This is a genomic window from Streptomyces cynarae (genome assembly GCF_025642135.1).
In the GTDB taxonomy this organism is placed as follows: Bacteria; Actinomycetota; Actinomycetes; order Streptomycetales; family Streptomycetaceae; genus Streptomyces; species Streptomyces cynarae.
In genome coordinates this window covers 2,393,348-2,417,736 of record NZ_CP106793.1, presented here as the reverse complement: position 1 = coordinate 2,417,736, position 24,389 = coordinate 2,393,348, and the positions used below count along the sequence as shown (strand labels likewise).

Annotated in this window: 19 protein-coding genes and 2 pseudogenes; 10 read left to right on the top strand and 11 right to left on the bottom strand. The window is 72.0% G+C overall.

Annotation, left to right across the window (positions count from 1 at the left end):
- Nucleotide 1: 1 nt before the first annotated feature.
- Genes N8I84_RS11350 through N8I84_RS11335 form a run of 4 tightly spaced genes read right to left on the bottom strand, consistent with a single transcriptional unit; the run spans nt 2 to nt 3,710 of the window.
- Nucleotides 2–1,156, bottom strand: coding sequence for an ADP-ribosylglycohydrolase family protein (locus tag N8I84_RS11350; RefSeq protein WP_263229404.1), 1,155 nt, complete (start codon nt 1,154–1,156; stop codon nt 2–4).
- A gap of 7 nt (nt 1,157–1,163) precedes the next feature.
- A complete protein-coding gene (locus N8I84_RS11345) occupies nt 1,164–2,285 on the bottom strand; it encodes an ADP-ribosylglycohydrolase family protein (RefSeq protein WP_263229403.1) in 1,122 nt (373 codons plus the stop codon).
- Nucleotides 2,282–2,515: a hypothetical protein gene (locus N8I84_RS11340; protein WP_263229402.1), complete on the bottom strand. Its 234-nt coding sequence runs from the start codon at nt 2,513–2,515 to the stop codon at nt 2,282–2,284. Before N8I84_RS11340 ends, N8I84_RS11345 begins: the two co-directional genes overlap by 4 nt.
- Before the next feature lie 13 nt (nt 2,516–2,528).
- Entirely contained in the window at nt 2,529–3,710 is a 1,182-nt protein-coding gene (locus N8I84_RS11335; RefSeq protein WP_263229401.1) for an ADP-ribosylglycohydrolase family protein, read from the bottom strand.
- 255 nt (nt 3,711–3,965) lie between these two features.
- On the opposite strand from N8I84_RS11335, the gene N8I84_RS11330 reads away from it, so the two are divergent.
- The 4 genes and pseudogenes from N8I84_RS11330 (at nt 3,966) to N8I84_RS11315 (ending at nt 12,043) form a co-directional block, all read left to right on the top strand.
- A complete protein-coding gene (locus N8I84_RS11330) occupies nt 3,966–4,697 on the top strand; it encodes a VIT1/CCC1 transporter family protein (RefSeq protein WP_263229400.1) in 732 nt (243 codons plus the stop codon).
- 367 nt (nt 4,698–5,064) lie between these two features.
- Nucleotides 5,065–9,660 carry a glutamate synthase large subunit gene (gene gltB / locus N8I84_RS11325; protein ID WP_263234735.1) on the top strand — a complete coding sequence of 1,532 codons (4,596 nt, stop codon included), beginning with the start codon at nt 5,065–5,067 and terminating at the stop codon, nt 9,658–9,660.
- A pseudogene (locus tag N8I84_RS11320) lies at nt 9,653–11,115 on the top strand (glutamate synthase subunit beta). Before gltB ends, N8I84_RS11320 begins: the two are co-directional and overlap by 8 nt.
- Nucleotides 11,116–11,320: 205 nt before the next feature.
- Complete coding sequence (locus N8I84_RS11315; RefSeq protein WP_263229399.1) at nt 11,321–12,043, top strand: vWA domain-containing protein; 723 nt, start codon at nt 11,321–11,323, stop codon at nt 12,041–12,043.
- 6 nt (nt 12,044–12,049) lie between these two features.
- Here the strand turns inward: N8I84_RS11315 and N8I84_RS11310 are convergent, their stop codons facing one another.
- Together N8I84_RS11310 and N8I84_RS11305 are read right to left on the bottom strand one after the other, a co-directional pair.
- Entirely contained in the window at nt 12,050–12,994 is a 945-nt protein-coding gene (locus N8I84_RS11310; protein ID WP_263229398.1) for an acyl-CoA dehydrogenase family protein, read from the bottom strand.
- A gap of 28 nt (nt 12,995–13,022) precedes the next feature.
- Nucleotides 13,023–14,159, bottom strand: coding sequence for an acyl-CoA dehydrogenase family protein (locus N8I84_RS11305; RefSeq protein WP_263229397.1), 1,137 nt, complete (start codon nt 14,157–14,159; stop codon nt 13,023–13,025).
- Nucleotides 14,160–14,227: 68 nt separating this feature from the next.
- Between N8I84_RS11305 and N8I84_RS11300 the strand changes: the two genes are divergently transcribed.
- Genes N8I84_RS11300 through N8I84_RS11290 form a run of 3 tightly spaced genes read left to right on the top strand, consistent with a single transcriptional unit; the run spans nt 14,228 to nt 16,896 of the window.
- A complete protein-coding gene (locus tag N8I84_RS11300) occupies nt 14,228–15,010 on the top strand; it encodes an SDR family oxidoreductase (RefSeq protein WP_263229396.1) in 783 nt (260 codons plus the stop codon).
- Between the two features lie 41 nt (nt 15,011–15,051).
- Nucleotides 15,052–15,696, top strand: a complete 645-nt coding sequence (locus N8I84_RS11295; protein WP_263229395.1) for a TetR/AcrR family transcriptional regulator — start codon at nt 15,052–15,054, stop codon at nt 15,694–15,696.
- Between the two features lie 42 nt (nt 15,697–15,738).
- On the top strand, nt 15,739–16,896 hold the full coding sequence (locus N8I84_RS11290; protein ID WP_263229394.1) for an acetyl-CoA C-acetyltransferase: 1,158 nt from the start codon (nt 15,739–15,741) through the stop codon (nt 16,894–16,896).
- Here N8I84_RS11290 and N8I84_RS11285 read toward each other — a convergent pair.
- The 4 genes from N8I84_RS11285 to N8I84_RS11270 are packed head-to-tail and all read right to left on the bottom strand — an operon-like array spanning nt 16,880 to nt 20,327.
- The gene (locus tag N8I84_RS11285; protein WP_263229393.1) at nt 16,880–17,938 is read right to left on the bottom strand and encodes an NAD(P)H-dependent flavin oxidoreductase; all 1,059 of its coding nucleotides are present in this window, start codon (nt 17,936–17,938) and stop codon (nt 16,880–16,882) included. The two genes, N8I84_RS11290 and N8I84_RS11285, sit on opposite strands and share 17 nt — an antisense overlap.
- A complete protein-coding gene (locus N8I84_RS11280) occupies nt 17,938–18,693 on the bottom strand; it encodes a CoA-transferase subunit beta (RefSeq protein WP_263229392.1) in 756 nt (251 codons plus the stop codon). Before N8I84_RS11280 ends, N8I84_RS11285 begins: the two co-directional genes overlap by 1 nt.
- Nucleotides 18,690–19,583, bottom strand: coding sequence for a CoA transferase subunit A (locus tag N8I84_RS11275; protein WP_263229391.1), 894 nt, complete (start codon nt 19,581–19,583; stop codon nt 18,690–18,692). Before N8I84_RS11275 ends, N8I84_RS11280 begins: the two co-directional genes overlap by 4 nt.
- Nucleotides 19,584–20,327, bottom strand: a complete 744-nt coding sequence (locus tag N8I84_RS11270) for an enoyl-CoA hydratase family protein (protein ID WP_263229390.1) — start codon at nt 20,325–20,327, stop codon at nt 19,584–19,586.
- A 91-nt stretch (nt 20,328–20,418) separates the two neighbouring features.
- On the opposite strand from N8I84_RS11270, the pseudogene N8I84_RS11265 reads away from it, so the two are divergent.
- Nucleotides 20,419–21,188: pseudogene (locus N8I84_RS11265) on the top strand (SDR family oxidoreductase).
- Complete coding sequence (locus tag N8I84_RS11260) at nt 21,185–22,099, top strand: SDR family oxidoreductase (RefSeq protein WP_263229389.1); 915 nt, start codon at nt 21,185–21,187, stop codon at nt 22,097–22,099. Before N8I84_RS11265 ends, N8I84_RS11260 begins: the two are co-directional and overlap by 4 nt.
- Nucleotides 22,100–22,285: 186 nt before the next feature.
- Here the strand turns inward: N8I84_RS11260 and N8I84_RS11255 are convergent, their stop codons facing one another.
- Entirely contained in the window at nt 22,286–22,804 is a 519-nt protein-coding gene (locus N8I84_RS11255; protein ID WP_263229388.1) for a MarR family winged helix-turn-helix transcriptional regulator, read from the bottom strand.
- Nucleotides 22,805–22,938: 134 nt separating this feature from the next.
- On the opposite strand from N8I84_RS11255, the gene N8I84_RS11250 reads away from it, so the two are divergent.
- The gene (locus tag N8I84_RS11250; protein WP_263229387.1) at nt 22,939–24,378 is read left to right on the top strand and encodes an MFS transporter; all 1,440 of its coding nucleotides are present in this window, start codon (nt 22,939–22,941) and stop codon (nt 24,376–24,378) included.
- The last annotated feature ends 11 nt before the right edge of the window (nt 24,379–24,389 follow it).

Below are 24,389 nucleotides of genomic sequence, written 5' to 3'. Positions count from 1 at the left end.
CTCAGCCCCCCAGCGCGGCGAAGGCCGCCTCGTGGGACCGGCGGCGGCGCACGTCCCGGGCGAAGATCTCCCGGGTGACCTCCGTGAGCGTCAGGGCCGGGGCGTGCAGGTCGAGGCGGCTCGCCTCCGCGACCGCCTTCGCCCAGTCGGACGGGACCTGTGAGCCCAGCGCGCCCGTGATCGCGCCCGCCATCGTGGCGATGGAGTCGCAGTCCCGGCCGTAGTTCACCGAACCGAGCACCGCGTGCCGGTAGTCGCCGCGGGCCACGACCACCATGCCGAGCGCCACCGGGAGTTCCTCGATCGCGTGCAGCCGGGACGGTCGGCGGGCGCCCAGGGACGGGGCACGGTAGTCGGGGCCTACGGTGTCGTACGGCGCCACCGCCTCCCGCAGCGGACGGAGCGCCGACTCGAAGTCCGAGTAGCGGGAGGCGGCGTCGCAGACCGTCTCGATCGCGGCGCGCGTCCCGTCCCTCGCCAGCGACAGGCACGCCGCCACGACCGAGTCCGGTGTCGCGCCCGGCGTGCAGGCCGCCGCCACCGCCGCCGCGAGCACCCCGGCCGCCTCCCTGCCGTACGAGGACTGGTGCGCGCCCGCCAGGTCCAGGGCCTCGGCGTACGCGCCCTCGGGGTTGGCCGCGTTGACCAGGCCGACCGGCGCCATGTACATCGCGGCACCGCAGTTGACGATGTTGCCGACGCCCGCCTCCCGCGGGTCCGCATGGGCGTAGTGAAGCCGTGTCACGAGCCACTTCTCGGCCAGGAAGACGCGGTGCAGCGGGAGTGCCTCCGCCTCCAGCTCCGGGATCCAGCGCGGGTTCGACATCAGGTCCGGGACCAGGTGCTCGGCGATCGCGTACGCGTCGAGGTGGTCGCGGACGGCCGCGTACACCCGTACCAGCGCGTGCGTCATCAACGTGTCGTCGGTGACGTGGCCGTCGCCCTTGTGGAACGGGGCGACGGGGCGGGCCGTGCGCCAGGCGTCGCCGTGCCAGGGTCCGACGATCCCGTGCACCCGGCCGCCGTGCCGTTCGACGATCTGCTCGGGGGAGTGGCCCTCGACGGGACCGCCGAGGGCGTCGCCGACGGCTGCGCCGACCAGGGCGCCGGTGATGCGTTCGTCCAGAGGGACCGACTCGTCAGGAGTGGGCGTCATGCCCGAATCATCCACCGGCAGCGGCCAGTTCCGTCGTCTCCAGGAGTTCGGCGAGGTGTACGAGGTCCGTGCCGGTCAGGTGGGGCAGTGCACAGCCCGCGAGGGTGCGGCAGGCGTCGCGCCACGAGGACGGGATCGCCGCGCCGCCACCGAGGGCTCCCGTGAGTGCGCCCGCGAGGGCCGGGGCGGAGTCGGCCACCCGCGAGAGGCAGGCGGCGGCGGGCACCGCCTCCGCGATGCGCCCCTGGGCCGCTGTCGCGAGGGCGAGGGCGACCGGGACGGTCTCCGCGGCCGCGACGCCGTAGCTGTAGACGTGGTCGACGATCTGATGTTCCAGCAGGGGGACGACACGGAAGGCCCCCTCGCCGTCGTGGGCCAGTTTCAGGGCGTGCCGGGCGTTGCGGCCGATCTCGGTGGACTCGGGGAGTTCGGCCAGCGCGGCCCTCACGCAGTTGTCGAGCGCCTCCCCGGACAGGGCGAGCGAGAGGGCCGCGGCCATGGCGCGGGCGCCGTGCACCCCGTCGCCGTCCTGGGTGTAGCGGGCGTCGAACTCGGCGAGCTCGGCGGCGACTGAGGGCTCGCCCGGGTGGGCCATGGCGAGCACGCAGGCCCGTACGCAGGCAGCGTCGTCGAAGTAGTGCGGGTTGTCGTGACCGGTGGCGGGCGGGCGCAGCCCGGTGGCGAGGTTGCCGAGGCCCGCCCGGACGGAGATCCGGGCGCGCAACGGCATGAGGGCCGTCTCGGCCCCGGGGGCGTGGTCGGCCGCGGCGGCGACCTCCGTGGCGAGGGCGTTCCAACTCCGGTCGAGGGCGGCTCGTAGTCCGCGCTGCCGGTCGAGGCCGCCGAGCGCGTCGGCATCCTCGGCGCGCAGCAGGGCCTCGGCCGTGAACGCCGCCCACTCCGCGTCGTCCGACGGCCCGAGCCGCAACGGCTGCGGCGACTGGTTGAGGGCGATCGGCACCGGCAGGGTGGTGGTCGCGTTCTCCTCGGCGAAGGTGTCGAGTTCCCGGGTCAGCCGCCGGGTCCACTCGGGCATCCGTGCGGCCCGGTGCCGGGCGGCGGGCCACCCGGCGGCATCACCGACGGCGAGCCCGAGCAGCAGACCCTCGATCCGCCGAGGCCCGCTCACGGCTCCACCTGCGCCTGGTCGTACGGCACCGCACCGAGTGGCGTACGTACGTCACGCAGCACGTCTTCCTCGCCGTCACGGGGTTCGGCTCCCTGGCCGTCACGGGGTTCGGCTCCTTGGCCGTCGAGCCGTACGCATCCCTGGCCGTCACGGGGTTCGGCTCCTTGGCCGTCGAGCCGCACGCATCCCTGGCCGTCACGGGGTTCGGCTCCTTGGCCGTCGAGCCGCACGCATCCCTGGCCGTCACGGGGTTCGGCTCCTTGGCCGTCGAGCCGCACGGCTCCGTCGCCCCGCACGCCCAGCCCCGTCTCCGGGACCCCCGCGCCCCCGGCCCCGCGGGACTGAGCGACCCTCTCCTCGCGGAACCCGGCGGCTCTCCCCCGCGGACCCCGGCGGCCCTCCGCCCGCGGACCCCCGCGGCCCACTTCCCCCGTCCCCCGGCGTCAGCAGATCGGCCACGTCCAGGACGTGGTGCCCCTGCACGGACGGCAGGCAGCGGCCTCGTGCCGGGCCGATCGCCGCCGCCCACTCCCGAGGGATCGCCGCGATCCCGCGGGACGCGCCCGCCAGGGCGCCCGCGACCGCCGCCGTGGTGTCGGCGTCGCGGCCCATGTTGACCGCGGCGAGCACCGACTCCCGGAAGTCGCCGCCTGCCGCCACGTACGCGCCGAACGCCAGGGCGACCGCCTCTGGCGCGAGGTCCGTCCAGGGGTAGCCGTCGATCGCCACGGCGGAGCGGACCGCGCGGGCGCCCCGGTGGGCCACGGCGACCGCGCGGCGCAGCGAGCGGGCCGTCCACGAGTCCTCGGGGACGGCCGCGAGGGCCGAGGCCACCACGGCGCTCGTCGACGCTCCGGTCATCGCCGCCGCGACGCCGGCCGCGACCGCCCGGCCGCCGTGGATGCCCTCGCCCTCATGGCTCACCGAGCCGTCGATCGCCACCAGCCGCGCCGCCTCGGCCGGGCGGCCCGCGGCGAACACCCCGAAGGGCGCCGCACGCATGGCGAGCCCGTCGCTCCAGGCGTGCCGGTGCTGCGCGGAGACGGGGGCGGAAAGGCCCCGGCGCAGGTTCTCCAGCGTCCCGCGCTCGCTGAAGCCCGCCCCCCGGAACGGCCCCTCGTCCCGGTCCGCGATCCACTCGTGCCAGGCCGCCTCCACATGCGCCACGGTGAGCGCCGAGCCGTGCCGGGCCAGCAGCAGCCCCGAGAAGATGGCGTACTCGGTGTCGTCCGTGCCGCACGGCTGCTCGGTGACGAACCCCGTGATGCGGCCCCAGCGGGCCCGGATCTCGGACGGCTTCAGGTTCTCGGCGGGCGCCCCCAGCGCGTCCCCGACGGCGAGACCGAGCAACGCGCCACGCGCCCGTTCCCTGGGTCGGGCGGCGTCCTCGGGCGCCGGCACGGGGGGACTGCAGGCGATGGCCATACGGTGCCTCTCCTCTCGGGGCGCCCCCTGTGCGGATCTGTCCCCCCGAAACCGTCGCGCAGAGCCTCGCGGGCCCCACCATCACCCGTCCGGCATCTGAGCACTCATCGTCACGGATGAGCACAGAGAGGCAAAGGTGCAGGTTAGCCCAGCCTTTCCTTGCTGGCGGGACGGAAATTGAAGGCGTAAGTTCTGCGTTGTCGAAGGATAGAACTTGTCCAAACTTAGCTTTGCCTAAGCTTCCTGGGGGACCTCATGGCCATCATCGAGACCGAGGCGACGCTGCACGAGGCGCACCGGGACAACCACACCCACCGGGATGTCAACGGTGGCTGGCTGCGCCCGGCCGTGTTCGGCGCGATGGACGGGCTGGTGTCCAACCTGGCCCTGATGACCGGTGTCGCCGGCGGGTCCGTCAGCCAGCAGACCATCATCATCACGGGCCTCGCGGGCCTGGCCGCCGGGGCCTTCTCCATGGCCGCGGGCGAGTACACCTCCGTCGCCTCCCAGCGCGAGCTGGTCGAGGCCGAGCTCGACGTCGAGCGGCGGGAGCTGCGGAGGCACCCGGAGGACGAGGAGGAGGAGCTGGCGGCGCTGTACGAGGCGCGCGGCGTCGAGCCCGCGCTGGCCCGCGAGGTCGCCAAGCAGCTCTCCCGCGACCCCGAGCAGGCCTTGGAGATACACGCCCGCGAGGAGCTCGGCATCGACCCGGGCGACCTGCCCTCCCCGCTGGTGGCCGCCGTCTCCAGCTTCGGATCCTTCGCGCTCGGCGCCCTGCTGCCCCTTCTGCCCTACCTGCTCGGTGCCCACGCCCTGTGGCCCGCCGTCCTTCTCGCACTCCTCGGCCTCTTCGCCTGCGGTGCCGTCGTGGCCAAGGTGACCGCACGCAGCTGGTGGTACAGCGGCCTCCGGCAGCTCGCCCTCGGTGGTGCCGCGGCGGGTGTGACGTACGTCCTGGGCACTTTGTTCGGTACGGCCGTACGATAGGCGCAGGCTAGTTATGCGAGGGGCCGCATAAATAGTTGTTACTCGACGGTTTCGCGTGCTTAACCAGCGGGCATGAGCCGTAAGCGCCGCGGGCAATGAGGCCTGCTCCGCACCCCTCACGGTGGGCGATGTTGCCCTCCGTACCAGGGTCGACGGACACTGATCTGTCCGCTTGTGCCCCCTCCACTCCATCGCCGTGCGTGGAACCCGCGCCACGCCCCGGCGATGTCCGCATGTTGGAACGGTCTATCCCGGTTTCCGAGAACCGCTCCATCATGTAACCTGCACGAAATTTTGCACTCTTCGCAGAGGGCCAACGTCGTCCCTCGGCACCTGCATATGCCACATGACGACGACGGGAGAGCCGATGCGTACGCCGCGCCAGCCGTCCCAGCACTCCGCGAATGGCCAGAACTGGTCCTTCATGGATGCTCGCCCTGCTGCGCAGGGTATGTACGACCCCCGCAACGAGCACGACGCCTGTGGCGTCGGCTTCGTGGCCACCCTCACCGGCGAGGCGAGCCATGCGCTGGTCGAGCAGGCGCTCACGGTTCTGCGCAACCTGGAACACCGCGGTGCCACCGGCTCCGAGCCCGACTCGGGTGACGGCGCCGGCATCCTCTCCCAGGTCCCCGACGCCTTCCTCCGGGAGGTGGCCGGATTCGAACTGCCCGAGGCGGGCGCCTACGCCGTCGGTATCGCCTTCCTGCCCGAGGACGGTACCGCCGAGGCCGCCTCGACGATCGACGCGATCGCCGCCGAGGAGGGCCTGACCGTCCTGGGCTGGCGCGAGGTCCCGGTCGCCCCCGAGCTCCTCGGTGCCACCGCCCGCTCCACGATGCCCGCCTTCCGCCAGCTGTTCGTGACGGACGGCGTGAGCAAGGGCATCGACCTCGACCGCAAGGCGTTCGTCCTGCGCAAGCGCGCCGAGCGCGAGGCCGGCGTGTACTTCCCGTCGCTGTCCGCGCGCACGATCGTGTACAAGGGCATGCTGACCACCGGCCAGCTCGAGCCCTTCTTCCCGGACCTGTCCGACCGCCGCTTCGCCACGGCCATCGCGCTCGTCCACTCGCGGTTCTCCACGAACACCTTCCCGAGCTGGCCGCTCGCCCACCCGTACCGCTTCGTCGCGCACAACGGCGAGATCAACACGGTCAAGGGCAACCGCAACTGGATGCGCGCCCGCGAGTCGCAGCTGATCTCCGACCTGTTCGGCCCGCAGGAGAAGCTGGAGCGGATCTTCCCGATCTGCACCCCGGACGCCTCCGACTCCGCCTCCTTCGACGAGGTGCTCGAGCTGCTCCACCTCGGCGGCCGCTCCCTGCCGCACTCCGTGCTGATGATGATCCCGGAGGCGTGGGAGAACCACGACTCCATGGACCCGGCCCGGCGCGCCTTCTACCAGTACCACTCCACGATGATGGAGCCCTGGGACGGCCCGGCCACCGTCACCTTCACCGACGGCGTCCAGGTCGGCGCCGTGCTCGACCGCAACGGCCTGCGTCCCGGCCGCTACTGGGTGACCGACGAGGGCCTCGTCGTCCTCGCCTCCGAGGTCGGCGTCCTCGACATCGACCCGGCCAAGGTCGTCCGCAAGGGCCGCCTGCAGCCCGGCCGCATGTTCCTCGTGGACACCGCCGAGCACCGCATCATCGAGGACGACGAGATCAAGGCGACGCTCGCCGCCGAGCAGCCCTACGCCGAGTGGCTGGAGGCCGGCGAGATCGAGCTGGGCGACCTGCCCGAGCGTGAGCACATCGTGCACACCCACGCCTCGGTCACCCGCCGCCAGCAGACCTTCGGCTACACCGAGGAGGAGCTGCGCGTCATCCTCGCCCCGATGGCCAAGACCGGCGCCGAGCCGATCGGCTCCATGGGCACCGACTCGCCCATCGCCGCGCTGTCTGAGCGTCCGCGCCTGCTCTTCGACTACTTCACCCAGCTGTTCGCGCAGGTCACCAACCCGCCGCTGGACGCGATCCGCGAGGAGCTGGTCACCTCGCTGCGCTCCTCGCTGGGCCCGCAGGGCAACCTGCTCGACCCGACCGCGGCCTCCTGCCGCAGCGTCGTGCTGCCCTTCCCGGTGATCGACAATGACGAGCTGGCCAAGCTCATCCACATCAACGCCGACGGCGACATGCCCGGCTTCAAGGCCGCCACGCTGTCCGGCCTGTACCGGGTGCACGGCGGCGGTGACGCCCTCGCCGCGCGCCTGGAGGAGATCTGCGCCGAGGCCGACGCCGCCATCGAGAACGGCGCCCGTCTGATCGTCCTGTCGGACCGGCACTCGGACGCCGAGCACGCGCCGATCCCGTCGCTGCTGCTCACCGCGGCCGTCCACCACCACCTCATCCGCACCAAGCAGCGCACTCAGGTGGGCCTGCTGGTCGAGGCCGGCGACGTCCGCGAGGTCCACCACGTCGCCCTGCTCATCGGCTACGGCGCGGCGGCCGTCAACCCGTACCTGGCGATGGAGTCCGTCGAGGACCTCGTCCGCGCAGGGACGTTCCTGCCCGGCGCCGAGCCCGAGCAGGCCATCCGCAACCTGATCTACGCCCTCGGCAAGGGCGTCCTGAAGGTCATGTCCAAGATGGGCATCTCGACGGTCGCCTCCTACCGCGGCGCCCAGGTCTTCGAGGCCGTCGGCCTGGACGAGGCCTTCGTCGACAAGTACTTCAACGGCACGGCCACCAAGATCGGCGGTGTCGGCATCGACGTCATCGCCCAGGAGGTCGCCGCCCGCCACGCCAAGGCCTACCCGGCCTCCGGCATCGCTCCCGCGCACCGCGCGCTGGAGATCGGCGGCGAGTACCAGTGGCGCCGCGAGGGCGAGCCGCACCTGTTCGACCCGGAGACGGTCTTCCGCCTCCAGCACTCCACGCGCACCGGCCGCTTCGACATCTTCAAGAAGTACACGGCCCGCGTGAACGAGCAGTCCGAGCGCCTGATGACGCTGCGCGGCCTGTTCGGCTTCAAGTCGGGCCGGGGGCCGATCCCGATCGAGGAGGTCGAGCCGGTCTCGTCGATCGTCAAGCGGTTCTCCACGGGCGCCATGTCGTACGGCTCCATCTCCCAGGAGGCGCACGAGACCCTCGCCATCGCCATGAACCAGCTGGGCGGCAAGTCCAACACCGGTGAGGGCGGCGAGGACCCGGAGCGCCTGTACGACCCGGCGCGCCGCTCGGCGATCAAGCAGGTGGCCTCCGGCCGCTTCGGCGTGACCTCCGAGTACCTGGTCAACGCGGACGACATCCAGATCAAGATGGCCCAGGGCGCCAAGCCCGGCGAGGGCGGCCAGCTGCCCGGCCACAAGGTGTACCCGTGGGTGGCCAAGACCCGGCACTCGACGCCGGGCGTGGGGCTCATCTCCCCGCCGCCGCACCACGACATCTACTCCATCGAGGACCTGGCGCAGCTGATCCACGACCTGAAGAACGCCAACCCGCAGGCCCGCATCCACGTGAAGCTGGTCTCCGAGGTCGGCGTCGGCACGGTCGCGGCCGGTGTGTCCAAGGCGCACGCGGACGTCGTCCTCATCTCCGGCCACGACGGCGGCACGGGCGCCTCGCCGCTCACCTCGCTGAAGCACGCGGGCGGCCCCTGGGAGCTCGGCCTCGCCGAGACCCAGCAGACCCTGCTGCTCAACGGCCTGCGCGACCGCATCGTCGTGCAGACCGACGGCCAGCTGAAGACCGGCCGCGACGTGGTCATCGCCGCGCTGCTCGGCGCCGAGGAGTTCGGTTTCGCGACCGCTCCGCTCGTCGTCTCCGGCTGTGTCATGATGCGCGTCTGCCACCTGGACACCTGCCCGGTCGGTATCGCCACGCAGAACCCGGTGCTGCGCGAGCGGTTCTCCGGCAAGGCCGAGTTCGTCGTGAACTTCTTCCGGTTCATCGCGGAGGAGGTCCGCGAGCTGCTGGCCGAGCTGGGATTCCGCTCCATCGAGGAGGCCGTCGGCCACGCCGAGGTCCTGGACGTCACCCGCGCGGTGAACCACTGGAAGGCGCAGGGCCTGGACCTGGAGCCGCTGTTCCACGTGCCCGAGCTGCCCGAGGGCGCGGTGCGCCACCAGGTGATCGCGCAGGACCACGGCCTGGAGAAGGCGCTCGACAACGAGCTGATCAAGCTCGCCGCCGACGCCCTGAACGCCGATTCCCAGGCCGACGCCCAGCCGGTGCGCGCCCAGGTCGCGATCCGCAACATCAACCGCACGGTCGGCACCATGCTCGGCCACGAGGTGACGAAGAAGTTCGGCGGCGCGGGCCTGCCCGACGACACGATCGACATCACCTTCACCGGCTCCGCGGGCCAGTCCTTCGGCGCCTTCGTGCCGCGCGGTGTCACCCTGCGCCTGGAGGGCGACGCCAACGACTACGTCGGCAAGGGCCTCTCCGGCGGCCGGATCATCGTCCGCCCGGACCGCGCGGCCGACCACCTCGCCGAGTACAGCGTCATCGCGGGCAACACCCTCGCCTACGGCGCCACCGGCGGCGAGATGTTCCTGCGGGGCAAGGTCGGCGAGCGGTTCTGCGTCCGCAACTCGGGTGCGCTGGTCGTCTCGGAGGGCGTGGGCGACCACGGCTGCGAGTACATGACCGGTGGCCAGGCGGTGGTCCTCGGCCAGACGGGCCGCAACTTCGCGGCCGGTATGTCGGGCGGTGTCGCGTACGTCATCGACCTGGACCGCGACAACGTCAACGCCGGCAACCTGGGCGCCGTCGAGGCCCTGGACGACGCCGACAAGCAGTGGCTGCACGACGTGGTGCGCCGCCACCAGGAGGAGACCGGCTCGACCGTGGCCGAGAAGCTCCTCGCCGAGTGGGACACGGCCGTGGCCCGCTTCAGCAAGATCATCCCCAGCACGTACAAGGCAGTGCTCGCCGCCAAGGACGCCGCCGAGCGAGCGGGTCTCTCCGAGACCGAGACCCACGAGAAGATGATGGAGGCGGCGACCAATGGCTGATCCCAAGGGCTTCCTGAACCACGGCCGCGAGGTCGCCAAGTCCCGCCCCGTCGAGGAGCGCGTCCGGGACTGGAACGAGGTCTACGTCCCCGGCTCCCTGCTGCCGATCATCAGCAAGCAGGCCAGCCGGTGCATGGACTGCGGCATCCCGTTCTGCCACAACGGCTGTCCGCTGGGGAACCTGATCCCCGAGTGGAACGACTACGCCTACCGCGAGGACTGGACGGCCGCCTCGGAGCGGCTGCACGCCACGAACAACTTCCCGGAGTTCACGGGCCGCCTGTGCCCCGCCCCCTGCGAGTCGGCGTGCGTGCTCGGCATCAACCAGCCGCCGGTCACCATCAAGAACGTCGAGGTCTCGATCATCGACAAGGCGTGGGACAGCGGTGACGTCAAGCCGCAGGCCCCCGAGCGCCTGTCGGGCAAGACGGTCGCGGTCATCGGCTCCGGCCCCGCCGGTCTCGCCGCCGCCCAGCAGCTGACCCGGGCCGGCCACACCGTCGCCGTCTACGAGCGCGCGGACCGCATCGGCGGTCTGCTCCGCTACGGCATCCCCGAGTTCAAGATGGAGAAGCGGCACATCAACCGCCGTATCGAGCAGATGCGCGCGGAGGGCACCCGCTTCCGTACGGGGGTCGAGATCGGCCGCGACCTGAAGGCGTCGGACCTGCGCAAGCGGTACGACGCGATCGTGATCGCCGCGGGCGCCACCACCGCCCGCGACCTCCCGGTCCCCGGTCGTGAGCTCAAGGGCATCTACCAGGCGATGGAGTACCTGCCCCTGGCCAACAAGGTCCAGGAGGGCGACTACGTCGCCCCCCCGATCTCGGCCGAGGGCAAGCACGTGGTCGTGATCGGCGGCGGCGACACGGGCGCGGACTGCGTGGGCACGGCCCACCGCCAGGGCGCGGCCTCCGTCACGCAGCTGGAGATCATGCCCCGCCCGAACGACGAGCGGCACCCGACGAACCAGCCGTGGCCGACCTTCCCGATCCTCTACAAGGTCACCTCGGCCCATGAGGAGGGCGGCGAGCGGATCTACTCCGCCTCGACGACCCACTTCGAGGGCGACGAGGACGGCAACGTGCAGTGGCTGCACCTGGCCGAGGTCGAGTTCGTCGACGGCAAGCTGACGCAGAAGCCGGGCACCGAGCGGAAGATCCCCGCTCAGCTGGTCACCCTCGCCATGGGCTTCACCGGCACCGACCAGCAGAACGGCCTGGTCGAGCAGCTCGGCCTGGCGCTGGACGAGCGCGGCAACATCGCACGCGACGCCGACTTCCAGACGAACGTGCCGGGCGTGTTCGTGGCCGGTGACGCGGGCCGCGGCCAGTCGCTGATCGTCTGGGCGATCGCGGAGGGCCGCTCGGCCGCCCGCGGCGTCGACCGCTACCTCACCGGCGCCAGCGACCTGCCGGCCCGATCCGGCCGACCGACCGCGCACTGGCGGTCTGACGGCTCCAACGGTGACCTGACGGTCACTCATATACGTCCCGTACAAAGGCGTACGGGCGGGATATCTGGGGGATCCTCCCCCAGACCCCCCCAGACGGCGCCTGCCAACTTGTCCCCGACCGGACGAACTGGCAGGCGCCGCCGCTTTGAGCGGCTGTCGTGGCGTAACCTCGACGCTCCCGCACCGCACCGAGGGGGAGTCGGCATGGCCGCGATCAGTCTGACCAAGGTCGAGCAGACCGCGCCCGCGCTGGTCAGTCTGTACAAGACCGCCGGGGTCTCGCTGCGCAAGCACGGCCTCGACGGGCAGCAGGCCGCCGTCTACCTCGTGGTCGACTACTCCGGGTCCATGCGGCCCTACTACAAGGACGGCAGTGTGCAGGCGCTCGCCGAACGTGTGCTGGGGCTCTCCGCGCACCTCGACGACGACGGGAGCGTGCCGGTCGTCTTCTTCTCCACCGATGTCGACACCGTCTCCGACATCTCCCTGGCCGACCACCGGGGCCGTATCGACCGGATCGTGGCCGGACTCGGGCACATGGGCAAGACCAGCTACCACCTCGCGATGGACGCCGTCATCGACCACTACCTCGACAGCGGCTCCAAGGCCCCCGCCTTGGTCGTCTTCCAGACCGACGGCGGCCCCATCGACAAGTTCGCCGCGGAGCGCCATCTCTGCAAGGCGGCGAAACTGCCGATGTTCTGGCAGTTCATCGGGTTCGGGGATCCGGACAGCAGGCAGTTCGATTTCCTGCGCAAGCTCGACGAGCTCCCGGTGCCGCAGAAGCGGGTGGTCGACAACGCCGGGTTCTTCCATGCCGGTCCGGAGCCGCGGACGGTGCCCGACGCCGAACTGTACGACCGGCTGGTGGGCGAGTTCCCGCAGTGGCTGGCGGCGGCACGGGCACGGGGCATCGTTGCCGGATGAGACGCCTCACCTCGGAGCGCCGAGGACGACTGCCCGGCACTCCGCGGGCCCACCCCACGCCGTGCGCAGCGCACGCGCCTTGGTGAGCCACAGGGACAGGTCGTACTCGGCGGTGTAGCCGATCGCCCCGTGCAGTTGGAGCGCGGTCCGGGCGGTCGCGTACGCCGCCTCGCAGGCCGCGACCTTGGCGGCGGCCACGTCCGCCGGCGTCATGGACAGGGCCGCTCCGAACAGCAGCGGACGCGCGAACTCCAGGGCTGTCCTCGCGTCGGCCAGACGGTGCTTGACGGCCTGGAAGGAGCCTGTCGGGACACCGAACTGGACGCGCTGTCCGACATGGGCGACGGTCCTGTCGAGGAGGGCCAGCCCTACGCCGAGCGCCTGAGCCGCGGTGGCGAGGCGGGCCCAGAGGACGGCTTCCGGGGGGATGACGGGGGAGAGCAGTTCCCCACCGGGGAGCGGGGTGGCGAGCCGCCGGGCGGGGTCCAGGGACGGGCGTATGTTCCGGGCGCCCGGCGCCCGCCAGACCTGGCCGTCCCTGAGCGCGAGGACGAGGTCCGCGGTGTCCGCGTCCAGGGCGTACGGTGCGCCCACCGTGGCCAGCGCCTTGCCCGACGCCAGTTGGGGCAGCAGCCGCCCGGCGGGCTCGGGCCGTCCGGAGAGGAGGGCTGCCGCGAGCACCGTCTCCACCAGCGGGCCCGGAACCGCGTGGCGCCCCAACTCCACGAAGGCCACGCCCAGTTCCACGGGCAGCGGCCCCACCCCTTCGAACTCCTCCGGGACCGCGAGCGCGAAGACGCCCGCCTCCGCGATCCGGGACCACAGCGCCCGGCCCGCCGTGGTGTCGCCGGCACTCCAGGACCGTACGAGCGAGGGGGTGTCGGCAGCGGCCAGCAGCGCGTCCAGCGAACGGGCGAACGCGCGCTGTTCCTCGGTGAGCAGGAAACGCATCAGCCATGGCCCTTCGTGAGCGGACGCATCAGCGGCGGCCCTTCGGCAGGCCGAGCAGGCGTTCGGCGATGATGTCGCGCTGGATCTCGTTCGCGCCGGCGTAGAGGGGCCCCGCGAGGGAGAAGACGTACCCCTCCGCCCAGTCGGTGTCCGCCAACTCACCCTCCTCGCCCAGCAGATCGAGCGCCGTCTCGTGCAGCGCGATGTCGTACTCCGACCAGAAGACCTTGTTCATGCTGGACTCGGGACCCAGCGGCTCGCCCTGAAGGAAGCGGGACGCGCCCGCGTACGTGAAGAGCTGGTAGGCGCGGGCGCCGATGACCGCGTCGGCCACCCGGTCCTGTACCCGCACCGGGCATCCGCGCTCCCGCCACAGCTCCACCAGCCGGTCGGCGGCGGCCAGGTAGCGGCCGGGGGAGCGGAGGGTGAGCCCGCGTTCGTTGCCGGCCGTCGACATCGCTATCCGCCAGCCCTCGCCCGGCTCGCCGATCACGTCCTCGTCGGGCACGAACACCTCGTCCAGGAACAGCTCGGCGAACGCCGGCTTCCCGTCGAGGCGGTGGATCGGTCGGACCGTCACCCCGGGCGCGCGCAGGTCGAACATCAGGTAGATCAGCCCCTGGTGCCTCGGTGCCTCCGGTTCGCTGCGGAACAACCCGAACGCACGGTCCGCGAAGGCCGCCCGCGACGACCACGTCTTCTGCCCGCTCAAGCACCAGCCGCCGTCCGTGCGCACCGCCCTCGACCGCAGGGAGGCCAGGTCCGAACCGGCCTCCGGCTCCGACCACGCCTGCGCCCAGACCACCTCCCCGCGCGCCATCGGCGGCAGCACACGGGACCGCTGCTCCTCGGTGCCGTGGTCGAAGAGAGTGGGCGCCAGCAGATGGATCCCGTTCTGGCTGACCCGGCCCGGTGCGCGCGCCGCGTAGTACTCCTCCTCGAAGATCAGCCACCGCATCAGCCCCGCGTCCCGTCCGCCGTACTCGGCCGGCCAGGACACCACCGACCAGCGGTCCGCGGCCAGTTCCGCCTCCCACGTCCGGTGCGCCGCGAAGCCCTCCTCGGTCTCCAGCGAGGGCAGCGGGGCCGCGGGCACGTGCGACGCGAGCCAGGCCCGGGCCTCGGCGCGGAAGGCCTCGTCCGCGGGGGAGTGGGTCAAATCCACGTGCTCCGTCCTTCCGCCGCTCTTCGTCAATCTTTCCTAACAAGTGTTTGGTAGGTTAGCGTGGACCCATGACAGGCGTCGAGAGCCCGGCGTATGTGCCCGGCCACGGACTGCTGCGCGGGCGCACCGCCGTGATCACCGCGGCGGCCGGTGCCGGCATCGGCGGAGCGATCGCGCGCCGGTTCCTAGAGGAGGGCGCGCGCGTCCTGATCAGTGACGCGCACGTGCGCCGCCTCAAGCAGTACGAGGCGGAGCTGGCCGGGGAGTTCGACGGCTCGGTGACCGCGCTGCCGTGCGACGTCACCGACGAGACCCAGGTCCGGGCCCTGTTCGACACCGCCGTCCGCACCCACGGCCGACTCGACATCGTCGTCAACAACGCGGGCCTGGGCGGCACCGCCGCGCTCGTCGACATGACCGACGAGCAGTGGTCGCGCGTGCTGGACGTGACGCTGAACGGCACCTTCCGGTGCCTGCGCGCGGCCTTGCGCGCCATGAAGGAGACCGGCGGCGTGATCGTCAACAACGCCTCGGTGCTCGGCTGGCGCGCCCAGTCCGGACAGGCGCACTACGCCGCCGCGAAGGCGGGCGTGATGGCCCTGACCCGGTGCGCGGCCATGGAGGCGGCCCCGTACGGGGTGCGGGTCAACGCGGTCGCGCCCAGTCTCGCCCTGCATCCGCACCTGGTGAAGGTCACGACCCCCGAACTGCTTCAGGAGCTGACCGCGAGGGAGGCGTTCGGACGGCACGCCGAGCCGTGGGAGGTGGCCAACGTGATCGTCTTCCTGGCGTCCGCTTACTCCTCGTACATGACGGGTGAGGTCGTCGCCGTCAGCAGCCGGCATCCCTAGGCCCGGCGATGGACCCGCGCCCCCGGGATCACAATGGATCCGTGCCCACCAAGCCGACCAACAAGAAGCCCCAGGTGACCGCCGCGCCCGCCCGCCGCCGTGAACTCCTCGACACCGCCGCCGAGGTCTTCGCCGAGCAGGGCTACAACGCCACCACCGTCCGCACGATCGCCGACCACGCCGGAATGCTCGCGGGCAGCCTCTACTACCACTTCGACTCCAAGGAGTCGATGCTGGAGGAGATCCTGCGCACCTTCCTGGACGAGTTGTGGGACGGCTACGACACCGTCCTGGACGCCGGCCTCGGCCCGAGGGAGACGCTGGAGGCACTGGTCACCGAGTCCTTCCGGGAGATCGACCGGCACCGCGCGGCGGTCGCGATCTACCAGAAGGAGTCCAAGCAACTGGCGGCGCAGGAGCGGTTCGCGTTCCTCGCCGAGTCGCAACGCAAGTTCGAGAAGGCGTGGCTGTCCACCCTGGAACGGGGCGTCGCCGACCGGGTCTTCCGGGCCGACCTCGACGTCCGGCTCACCTACCGGTTCGTGCGCGACACCGTGTGGGTCGCCGCCTCCTGGTACCGGCCCGGCGGACAGCACAGCCCGGAGGAGATCGCCCGCCAGTACCTGTCGATGGTGCTCGACGGGATCGCCGTACGCGAAGAACAGCAGGAGCACAGCAGCACGTGAGCAGCCGTATGTGAACCGTCGTCCGGTACGAGGGAGTCCACCATGGCCGAGGCCTACATCGTCGAAGCGGTCCGTACGCCCGTCGGGCGGCGCCGGGGCGGACTCAGCGGGGTCCATCCGGCCGACCTGGGCGCGCACGTACTGAAAGCCCTCATGGAGCGCTCGGGAGTGGACCCGGCGGCCGTGGAGGACGTCGTCCTCGGCTGCCTGGACACCGTCGGGCCGCAGGCCGGGGACATCGCCCGCACCTGCTGGCTGGCCGCCGGGCTGCCGCAGGAGGTGCCCGGCGTGACCGTCGACCGGCAGTGCGGCTCCTCCCAGCAGGCCGTGCACTTCGCGGCGCAGGCCGTCATGTCCGGCACCCAGGACCTGGTCGTCGCGGGCGGCGTGCAGAACATGTCGCAGATCCCGATCGCCTTCGCCTCCCGTCAGGCCGCCGAACCGCTCGGGCTGACCGAGGGGCCCTTCGCGGGGAGCGAGGGCTGGCGGGCCCGTTACGGCGACCAACCCGTCAACCAGTTCGTCGGCGCCGAGATGATCGCCGCCAAGTGGGGCATCACCCGGCGCGACCAGGAGGAGTACGCCCTCCGCTCGCACCAGCGGGCGGTGCGCGCCATCGACGAGGGCCGCTTCGAGAAGGAGACCGTCGCCTACGGGGACGTCACGGTCGACGAAGGCCCGCGCCGGGACACCTCCCTGGAGAAGATGGCCGAGTTGAAGCCGGTCCTCGAAGGCGGCACCGTCACCGCCGCCTGCTCCTCGCAGGTCTCCGACGGCGCGGCGGCCCTGCTGCTGGCCTCGGAACGGGCCGTACGGGAACACCGGCTGACCCCGCGCGCCCGGGTCCACCACCTCTCGGTGCGCGGCGAGGACCCGATCCGCATGCTGACGGCCCCGATCCCGGCGACCGCGCACGCCCTGAAGAAGACCGGGCTCACGATCGACGACATCGACCTCGTCGAGATCAACGAGGCGTTCGCCCCGGTCGTCCTGGCCTGGCTGAAGGAGACCGGCGCCGACCCGGAGAAGGTCAACGTCAACGGCGGCGCCATCGCCCTCGGCCACCCCCTGGGCGCCACCGGAGCCAAGCTGATGACCACCCTCCTGAACGAACTCGAGCGCTCCGGCGGCCGCCTGGGCCTGCAGACGATGTGCGAGGGCGGCGGTCAGGCCAACGTGACGATCATCGAACGGCTCTGAACCCTTCCAGGACCCCGAGCACCTCCTCCGCCTCCGTCATGATCCGCTCCACCAGCTCCGCGCACGACGGCAGGTCGTCGATCACCCCGGCGACCTGCCCGGACGCCATCACCCCGAGATCCGTCCGCCCCTGAACCATCGCGGCCCTGAGCAGCATCGGCGTGTTCGCCGCCAGCAGTACCTGGCCCCAGCTCAGGTCCTTGCCGTGCTTCAGGGCGAGGCCGTCGCGGATCATCCGCGGCCACGTCAGACCCGACAGCCTCCGGAACGCCGACGCCCCGCGCACCGCCCGCAGCAGCGCCCGCACCCGGCCCGCGCGCTCCAGCGAGTCCACGAACGGCGTGCGCAGCATGCGGTGAGGCAGTCCGTCCACCGCCGTCGTCACCGTCACATCCCGCACCGACGCCGCCAGATAGCACGCCTTCACCGCCTCGGGCACCGTCGAGTCCGACGTCAGCAGGAACCGCGTGCCCATCGCGATGCCCGCCGCCCCGTACGCCAGCGCCGCGACCAGCCCGCGCCCGTCGCGGAAGCCGCCCGCCGCCACCACCGGGATGTCGACCGCGTCCACCACCTGCGGCAGCAGCACGGTCGTCGCCACCTCACCCGTGTGACCACCGCCCTCGCCGCCCTGAACGATCACCGCGTCCGCACCCCAGGAGGCCACCTTCTCGGCATGCCGCCGCGCTCCCACGGACGGGATCACAACGACCCCCGCCGCCTTCAGGTCGGCGATCAGATCGGCCGACGGCGCCAGCGCGAACGACGCCACCCGCACGCCCTCCTCCACGAGCATCCGCACCCGGTCGCCCGCGTCCCCGGCGTCCGCCCGCAGATTCACCCCGAACGGCGCGTCCGTCCGCGCCCGCACCTCCCGTATCGCCTCCCGCAACTGGTCGAGCGTCATGGTCGCGGAGCCGAGGATCCCGAGCGCGCCCGCGCCGGCCGCGGCGGAGACCAGACGGGGCCCGGCCACCCAGCCCATGCCCGTCTGCACCACCGGATGCCGGACCCCGACGAGCCGGGTGAACGCGGTGTCCATCACCGCCCCCCGCCCTCACCGACCCGATCGGGCACCTCGCGCTCCCGTAGGCCCTCCGGATCGATCACCTCACGGATCAACCGCAGCTCCTCAGGCGTCGGTTCACGGGTGTACGGAACCTCGTCGGGGACCGTCGGCTCGAAGCCCGTCGCCTGCCGCACCTCCTCCACCGTCACCCCCGGATGCAGCGAGGCGAGCCGCATCGAGCGGTCCGGGGTGTCGAAGTCGAAGACACCGAGGTCGGACACGACGCGCGCAATGTGGTGGAAGCGGGCGGTGGCCGGGTGCCGTGCCGCACGGTCATACCCCACCCCGCACACCATGTCGACCCGCTCGACGAACACCCGCCGTGAATGCCGCGGTATCCAGTAACTGGTCGGATGATTGAGGGTGTTGACCGGCGCTCCGCGCACCCCGAGCAACTGCCGCCGGGGTTCTGCCCAGTCCCCGATGCACGAGATGTTCTGGTTGCCGAAGCGGTCGATCTGGCTCGCGCCCATCATCACGTGCCGCCGGCCGCCGGTCACCAGCTCCAGATGCCGACGGTACGGCAACCAGCCCTCCACCGTGCCGTCGGCGCCCACCAGCATCGCCTCGCCGTCGGTGAGCAGCAGGTCCGGGGAGAAGGTCCGCCGCGCCAGCCGCGCCCCGATCGACGGGATGGGGCCCATGGGGCTCGCGAGGATCTCCCCGGCGCCGCGCCAGGCCTCGGCGCACGCGATCACGCAGTACTCCGCGCGGCTCACTCCGCTCATGACCGCTCCTCGTGCCAGGCCCGGACGGCCGACTGGTAGGCGTGTTCGTCCCCGGCGAGGAACCGCCCGGCGAACCGGGACCACTCGGTGGTCGCATAGTGCCTCTGGAAAGCCTCGTCCCGGTCGTGGTCGGGTGCGCAGGACGTGAAGTGGGCGCCGTTCGGAGCCTCGACCACCCCTCTCACGGTGTGCCGCCTGATCAACAGGGTCTGCGGTGCGGCCTCCTTCGTCAGCTCCGCGGTGTCCACGATCCGCTCGCACGAGATGTACGCCGCGTCGGCCGCCTCGCAGAACAGGTCGTCGAAGTACGGGTCCGGGCCCAGGTACTGGCCGTTGCCCAGCCGGTCGGCACGGTTGACGTGCACCAGGGCGGCATCCATCCGCAGCGCGGGCATCGCCACGAACTTCTCGCGTGGGCCCGGCGAGGCGGCCTCGCCGTCGCCGGTGAAGGGCCACCCGTCCCCGTACGGCGACGTCACCGTCCGCAGGCCCGGGTTGACCCGCAGCACGTCCGAGCCGACGCCCGCCCGCACCGGCAGGAACGGCAGCCGGTTCGCCGCCGCGCGCAGTCCCCACAGGAACATCGCCTCGTCGACCTCCGCCAGCTCCAGCGCACCGCTCTCCCGGGCCGCCCGGTAGTGCGGTTCGAGGGGAATCGAGTCCAGCGTCGTGAAGGCGGCGACCAGTCTCCGGATCCGCCCCGCTGCCGCGAGCATGCCGACGTCCGGACCGCCGCAGGAGACGACTGTCAGATCGGTGATCCCGGAGCGGAGCAGCGCCCGCACCAGGGCCATCGGCTTACGGCGCGAGCCCCAGCCCCCGATGCCGAGGGTCATGCCGCTCTCCAGCCGGGAGACGACCTCCTCCGCGGTCATCGTCTTGTCGCCCACCTATCCGCCCTCCTTCCCGAAGGTGTCCCGGACCCGGCCGGCCACTCCGCTGAGGTTCGCCTCGAACGTGAAGCCCTGCTCGAAGCGGTAGCTTCGACGCACGTCGACCGGGTCGATGCCGTTGAGCGCGGCCTTGGCCAGCCGGAGCAGCTCACCGTCCTTGGCGGCGATCTCACCGGCCAGCTCCAGCGCCGCCGCCCTGAGCCCGTCCCGCGGCACGACCCGCCACACCGAGCCGTGCGCGTGCAGCTCACCCGCCGTCACCGTGCGCGCGGTGTAGTACAGGGCACGCATCAGATGCGGTGGGACGAGCCGCGCCAGATGCGTGGCCGCACCCAGCGCGCCCCGGTCCAGCTCGGGCAGCCCGAAGACGGCGTCCTCGCTCGCCACGATCGCGTCCGCGTTGCCGACGAGCCCTATACCGCCGCCCAGGCAGAATCCCTGCACCGCGGCGACGACCGGCACCTCGCACTCGTACACCGCCGCGAACGCCTCGAAGCACCCCCGGTTGGCCCCGATCAGCGCGCCGTTGCCCTCGGCCTGTATCTCCTTGATGTCCACACCCGCGTTGAAACCGCGCCCCTGCGCGGCCAGCACGACACAGCGGACCTCCCGGTCGCGGCCCGCCGACCGCACGGAGTCGGCCAGGGCGAACCAGCCGGCCACCGGCAACGCGTTCACCGGCGGGAAGTCGACCGTGACTACGGCGACCCCTTTTTCCGAGCACGAGGTGGAGACACCCATGGGCACATCAGCTACCTTTCCACCAAACGTTTGTTAGGTGCGATTCGAAGCTAGCAGTCGCTGCGAGCCGGTGGGAGGGTCTGTGGAAAACCTGCGCGGCCGTACGGCCGTCGTCACCGGCGGCACCCGCGGCGTGGGGGCCGGCATCGTCCGGGCGTTCGTCGCGGCGGGTGCCCGGGTCGTCGTCTGCGCCCGCCGACCGCCCGAAGCCGCCCTGCCCGGCACCGAGTTCGTCCCGCTCGACGTGCGCGACCCGGACGCCGTACGCGACGTCTTCGCCGCACTGCCCCGAATCGACGTGCTCGTCAACAACGCGGGCGGCACCCCCTACCGGCTCCTCGCCGACGCCGGGCCCGAACGGCACGCCCGGGTCGTCGAACTCAACCTCCTCGCACCCCTGACCGTCTCCCTCGCCGCGTACGAGAACCTCCGGCGCGTCCGGGGAGCGATCGTGATGATCGGCAGTGTGAGCGGCGGCCGCTCCTCGCCGGGCAGCGCCGCCTACGGGGCGGCCAAGGCCGGACTGGAGAGCCTCGCCCGGTCCATGGCCGTGGAATGGGCGCCCGAGGTGCGGGTCAACACGCTGGTCGTCGGGATGGTCCGCACGGAAAAGTCCTCTCTCCACTACGGCGACGAGGACGGCATCGCGGCCGTCTCCCGCACCGTCCCGCTCGGACGTCTGGCCGAGCCGTCCGACATCGGCGAGGCCGCCGTCTTCCTTGCCTCGGACGCCGCCGCGTACATCACCGGCGCGAGCCTCCTCGTCCACGGGGAGGGGAGCGCCCGGCGTTCCTCGACGCGGCGACCGTGAACAAGGACGCCAAGGGCGCTACGGAAACAGGGACAGGAGGCATGCCGTGACAGGTGTCGCCGACGGCCGCGTGGTGATCGTCACCGGCGCGGGCCGGGGTCTCGGACGCGCCCACGCCCTCGCGTTCGCCGCCGAGGGCGCGAGGGTCGTCGTCAACGACCTCGGAGTCGGCCTCGACGGCACGCCCGGCGTCGGGAGTCCGGCCGGGCGGGTCGTCGCGGAGATCCGCGCGGCCGGTGGCGAAGCGGTCGCGCACGGCGGTGACATCGCGACCAGTGCCGGGGCCGCGTCCTTGGTGGCGGCCGCCCTGGACACGTACGGGCGGCTGGACACCCTCGTCAACAACGCCGGCTTCCTGCGCGACCGGATGCTGGTCAATCTCGACGAGGACGAATGGGACGCGGTCATGCGCGTCCACCTCAAGGGACACTTCCTCCCGCTGAAACACGCGGCGGCGCACTGGCGTGCCGAGGTCAAGGCGGGGCGCGCCCCCTGTGCCCGGGTCGTCAACACCAGCAGCGGCGCCGGACTGCTGGGCTCGGTGGGGCAGGCGAACTACAGCGCGGCCAAGGCCGGGATCGTGGCTCTGACGCTGGTCGCTGCGGCGGAACTCGGACGCTACGGAGTGCAGGTCAACGCCATCGCACCCGCCGCGCGCACCCGCATGACCGAGCGGACGTTCGCTGGGACGATGGCGGCACCCGCCGCCGGCTTCGACGCGATGGCCCCGGAGAACGTCTCGCCCCTGGTGGTCTGGCTGGGGTCCACCGTGAGCGCCGGCGTCACCGGCCGGGTCTTCGAGGCGGAGGGCGGCCGGATCAGCGTCATGGAGGGCTGGAGGCGGGGCCCGACAGCGGACAAGGGCGCGCGGTGGACCCCGGCCGAGGCGGGGGAGACGGCGCTGAAACTCCTGGCGGAGGCCGAGACGCCGGGGGCCGTGTACGGGGCCGGGGCCGGCTGAGGCCGGGAGGCCAGGAGTCGGAAGCCGGGACCCGGAAGCCGGGGCCAGTCGCTGGGAGCCGGGTGCCAGTCGTTGGGTGCCAGGGGCCGGGAGCCAGGCAGGGGCCGTACAGGGCCGATCAATCGGGTACCACGGGTCGGCAGCGAGTGCCAGGGGCCGCGAGCCGATGGCGAGGGTCCGCGCGTCCTATTCGGACAGGCGGGCCACGAACTTGCTCTGCCGCTCGGACATCACCGCCAGGAACCGGACCACGGTCTCCAGTTCCTGCGCGCTGAACTCCTCGCACGCATCGACGATGTCCCGCGCCCACTCCTCGAAGAACACGGCGAACTCGCCGAGCTTTCGCTGGTTCAGCTCCACGAGCACACGCCGCTTGTCCGTCGGGTGCTTGACCCTGCGCACGAACCCCTTGGACTCCAGGCGGTCGACGAGCCCCGTGACGGACGCGGGAGCCAGACCGGTCAGCTCGGCGAGGTCCTTCGCGGTGAGCGGGCCGCGCCGCTCGAGGAAGTCCAGGGTCTTCTCCTCCGTGGCGTTCAGGCCCTGCTTCGCGGCGATCGCCGAATGGAACATCACCGTGACAGCGCTGTGCTGCCGCCCCACGGTCATGAGCTGCTCCAGCGCCCTGGCCCGCCGCTCACCGTCCACCGCGACCGCTGCCGGGCCCCGGCCCCCGGTCGTGCCATCCGTCTCACCGCTGTTCATGGGACCAGGCTAGCAAATATTTCGTTCGGGCGAACTAAGGACTTGCGTCCGCCGCCCTCTCGATGCAAGTCTTTCGTTAGCTCGAACGAAATAAATCCGGGCCGTAGCAACGGCCGTTGTCGCCGGGAGTCACCATGACCTCAACCCTCGCCGCCACCTCAGAACCGGTGGCGGAGCCGCATCCGCGCCGCTGGGCCGCTGCCGCCGTGATGATGGTGGCGGCCCTGATGGACCTGCTCGACGGGACCATCGTGAACGTCGCCATCCCGTCCATCGGCCGTGATCTGCATGCCGCGCAGAACGCCCTGCAGTGGCTGGTCTCCGCCTACCTGCTGGGCTTCGCGGCCGCGCTGATCATCTCCGGGCACCTCGGTGACCGGTTCGGCCGCCGTCGCCTCTTCCTCCTCGGCACCGCCGGCTTCGGGCTGGCCAGCCTGGGCTGCGGAATCGCCCAGTCACCGGGTCAGCTGATCGCCGCCCGGGCCGTGCAGGGCGTCATGGCCGCGGTGCTGCTGCCGCAGGTCCTCGGCTCGTTCCGGACGCTGTTCCAGGGCCGGGAACGGGGCGCCGCCTTCGGGATGTACGGGGCCGTCGCCGGGTTCGCCTCCGCGATCGGACTACTGCTGGGCGGGCTGCTCACGGACGCCGATCTGTTCGGCTGGGGCTGGCGGTCGGTGTTCCTGGTGAACGTCCCGGTCGCCGCCGCCACCTTCACGGCCGGACTCGTGCTCGTCCCCTCGACGAAGGAGCGGTCGGCCGGACGCCCGGACGTCCTCGGCAGCCTGGTCCTGGCCGCGGGCCTGGTGGCGATCGTGCTGCCGCTGGTGCAGGGACGCGTCAACGGCTGGCCGCTGTGGGGCTGGATCTGCCTCGTCGCCGGCATCGTCGCGGTCGTCGGGCTCGGCGTCCACGAGGCCCGACGGCGCGGAGCGGGGACGGTGCCGCTGCTGCCGGTGCGGGCGTTCCGGCTGCCGGCGTTCTCCGTCGGGTTCCTCGTCCAACTCCTGTTCTCCCTGGGCATGCAGGGCTTCTTCCTGATCTTCGCGATCTGGCTCCAGGGCGGCGAGGGCTACACGCCGATGCAGGCGGGTGTGGTGACGGTGGCGTTCTCCGCCGGCGGCTTCCTGACCGCGCCGATGGCGGACGGGCTGGCGGTGCGGTTCGGGCGGCTGGTGCTCGGTGCGGGCGCGGTGCTCATGGCGGGCGGATTCGGGCTGGTCTGGGCGGCGGTGCACGGCGCGCCCGCCACGCACACCGGGGCCTGGCCGCTGGTACCGGGCCTGGTGCTCGCCGGCGCCGGGCTGGGCCTGCTGGTCGTGCCGCTCGTCAACGTCGTGCTGTCCGCCGTGCCCGGCGATCTCGCGGGTGCCGCGTCCGGCATCTTCTCCACGGCCCAGCAGTTCGGCGGAGCGCTCGGCGCGGCCGTGGTCGGCACCGTGTTCTTCGAGCACATCTCGCACGGCCCGACGCGGGCGCTGACGGGGGCGATGCCCTGGGTGACGGGCGTGTTCGTGCTGTGCGCGGCGCTGTGCACGGCACTGCCCCGGCGGGCGGTGGCCGCGCACGAGGAGTGAGCGGCACAGGA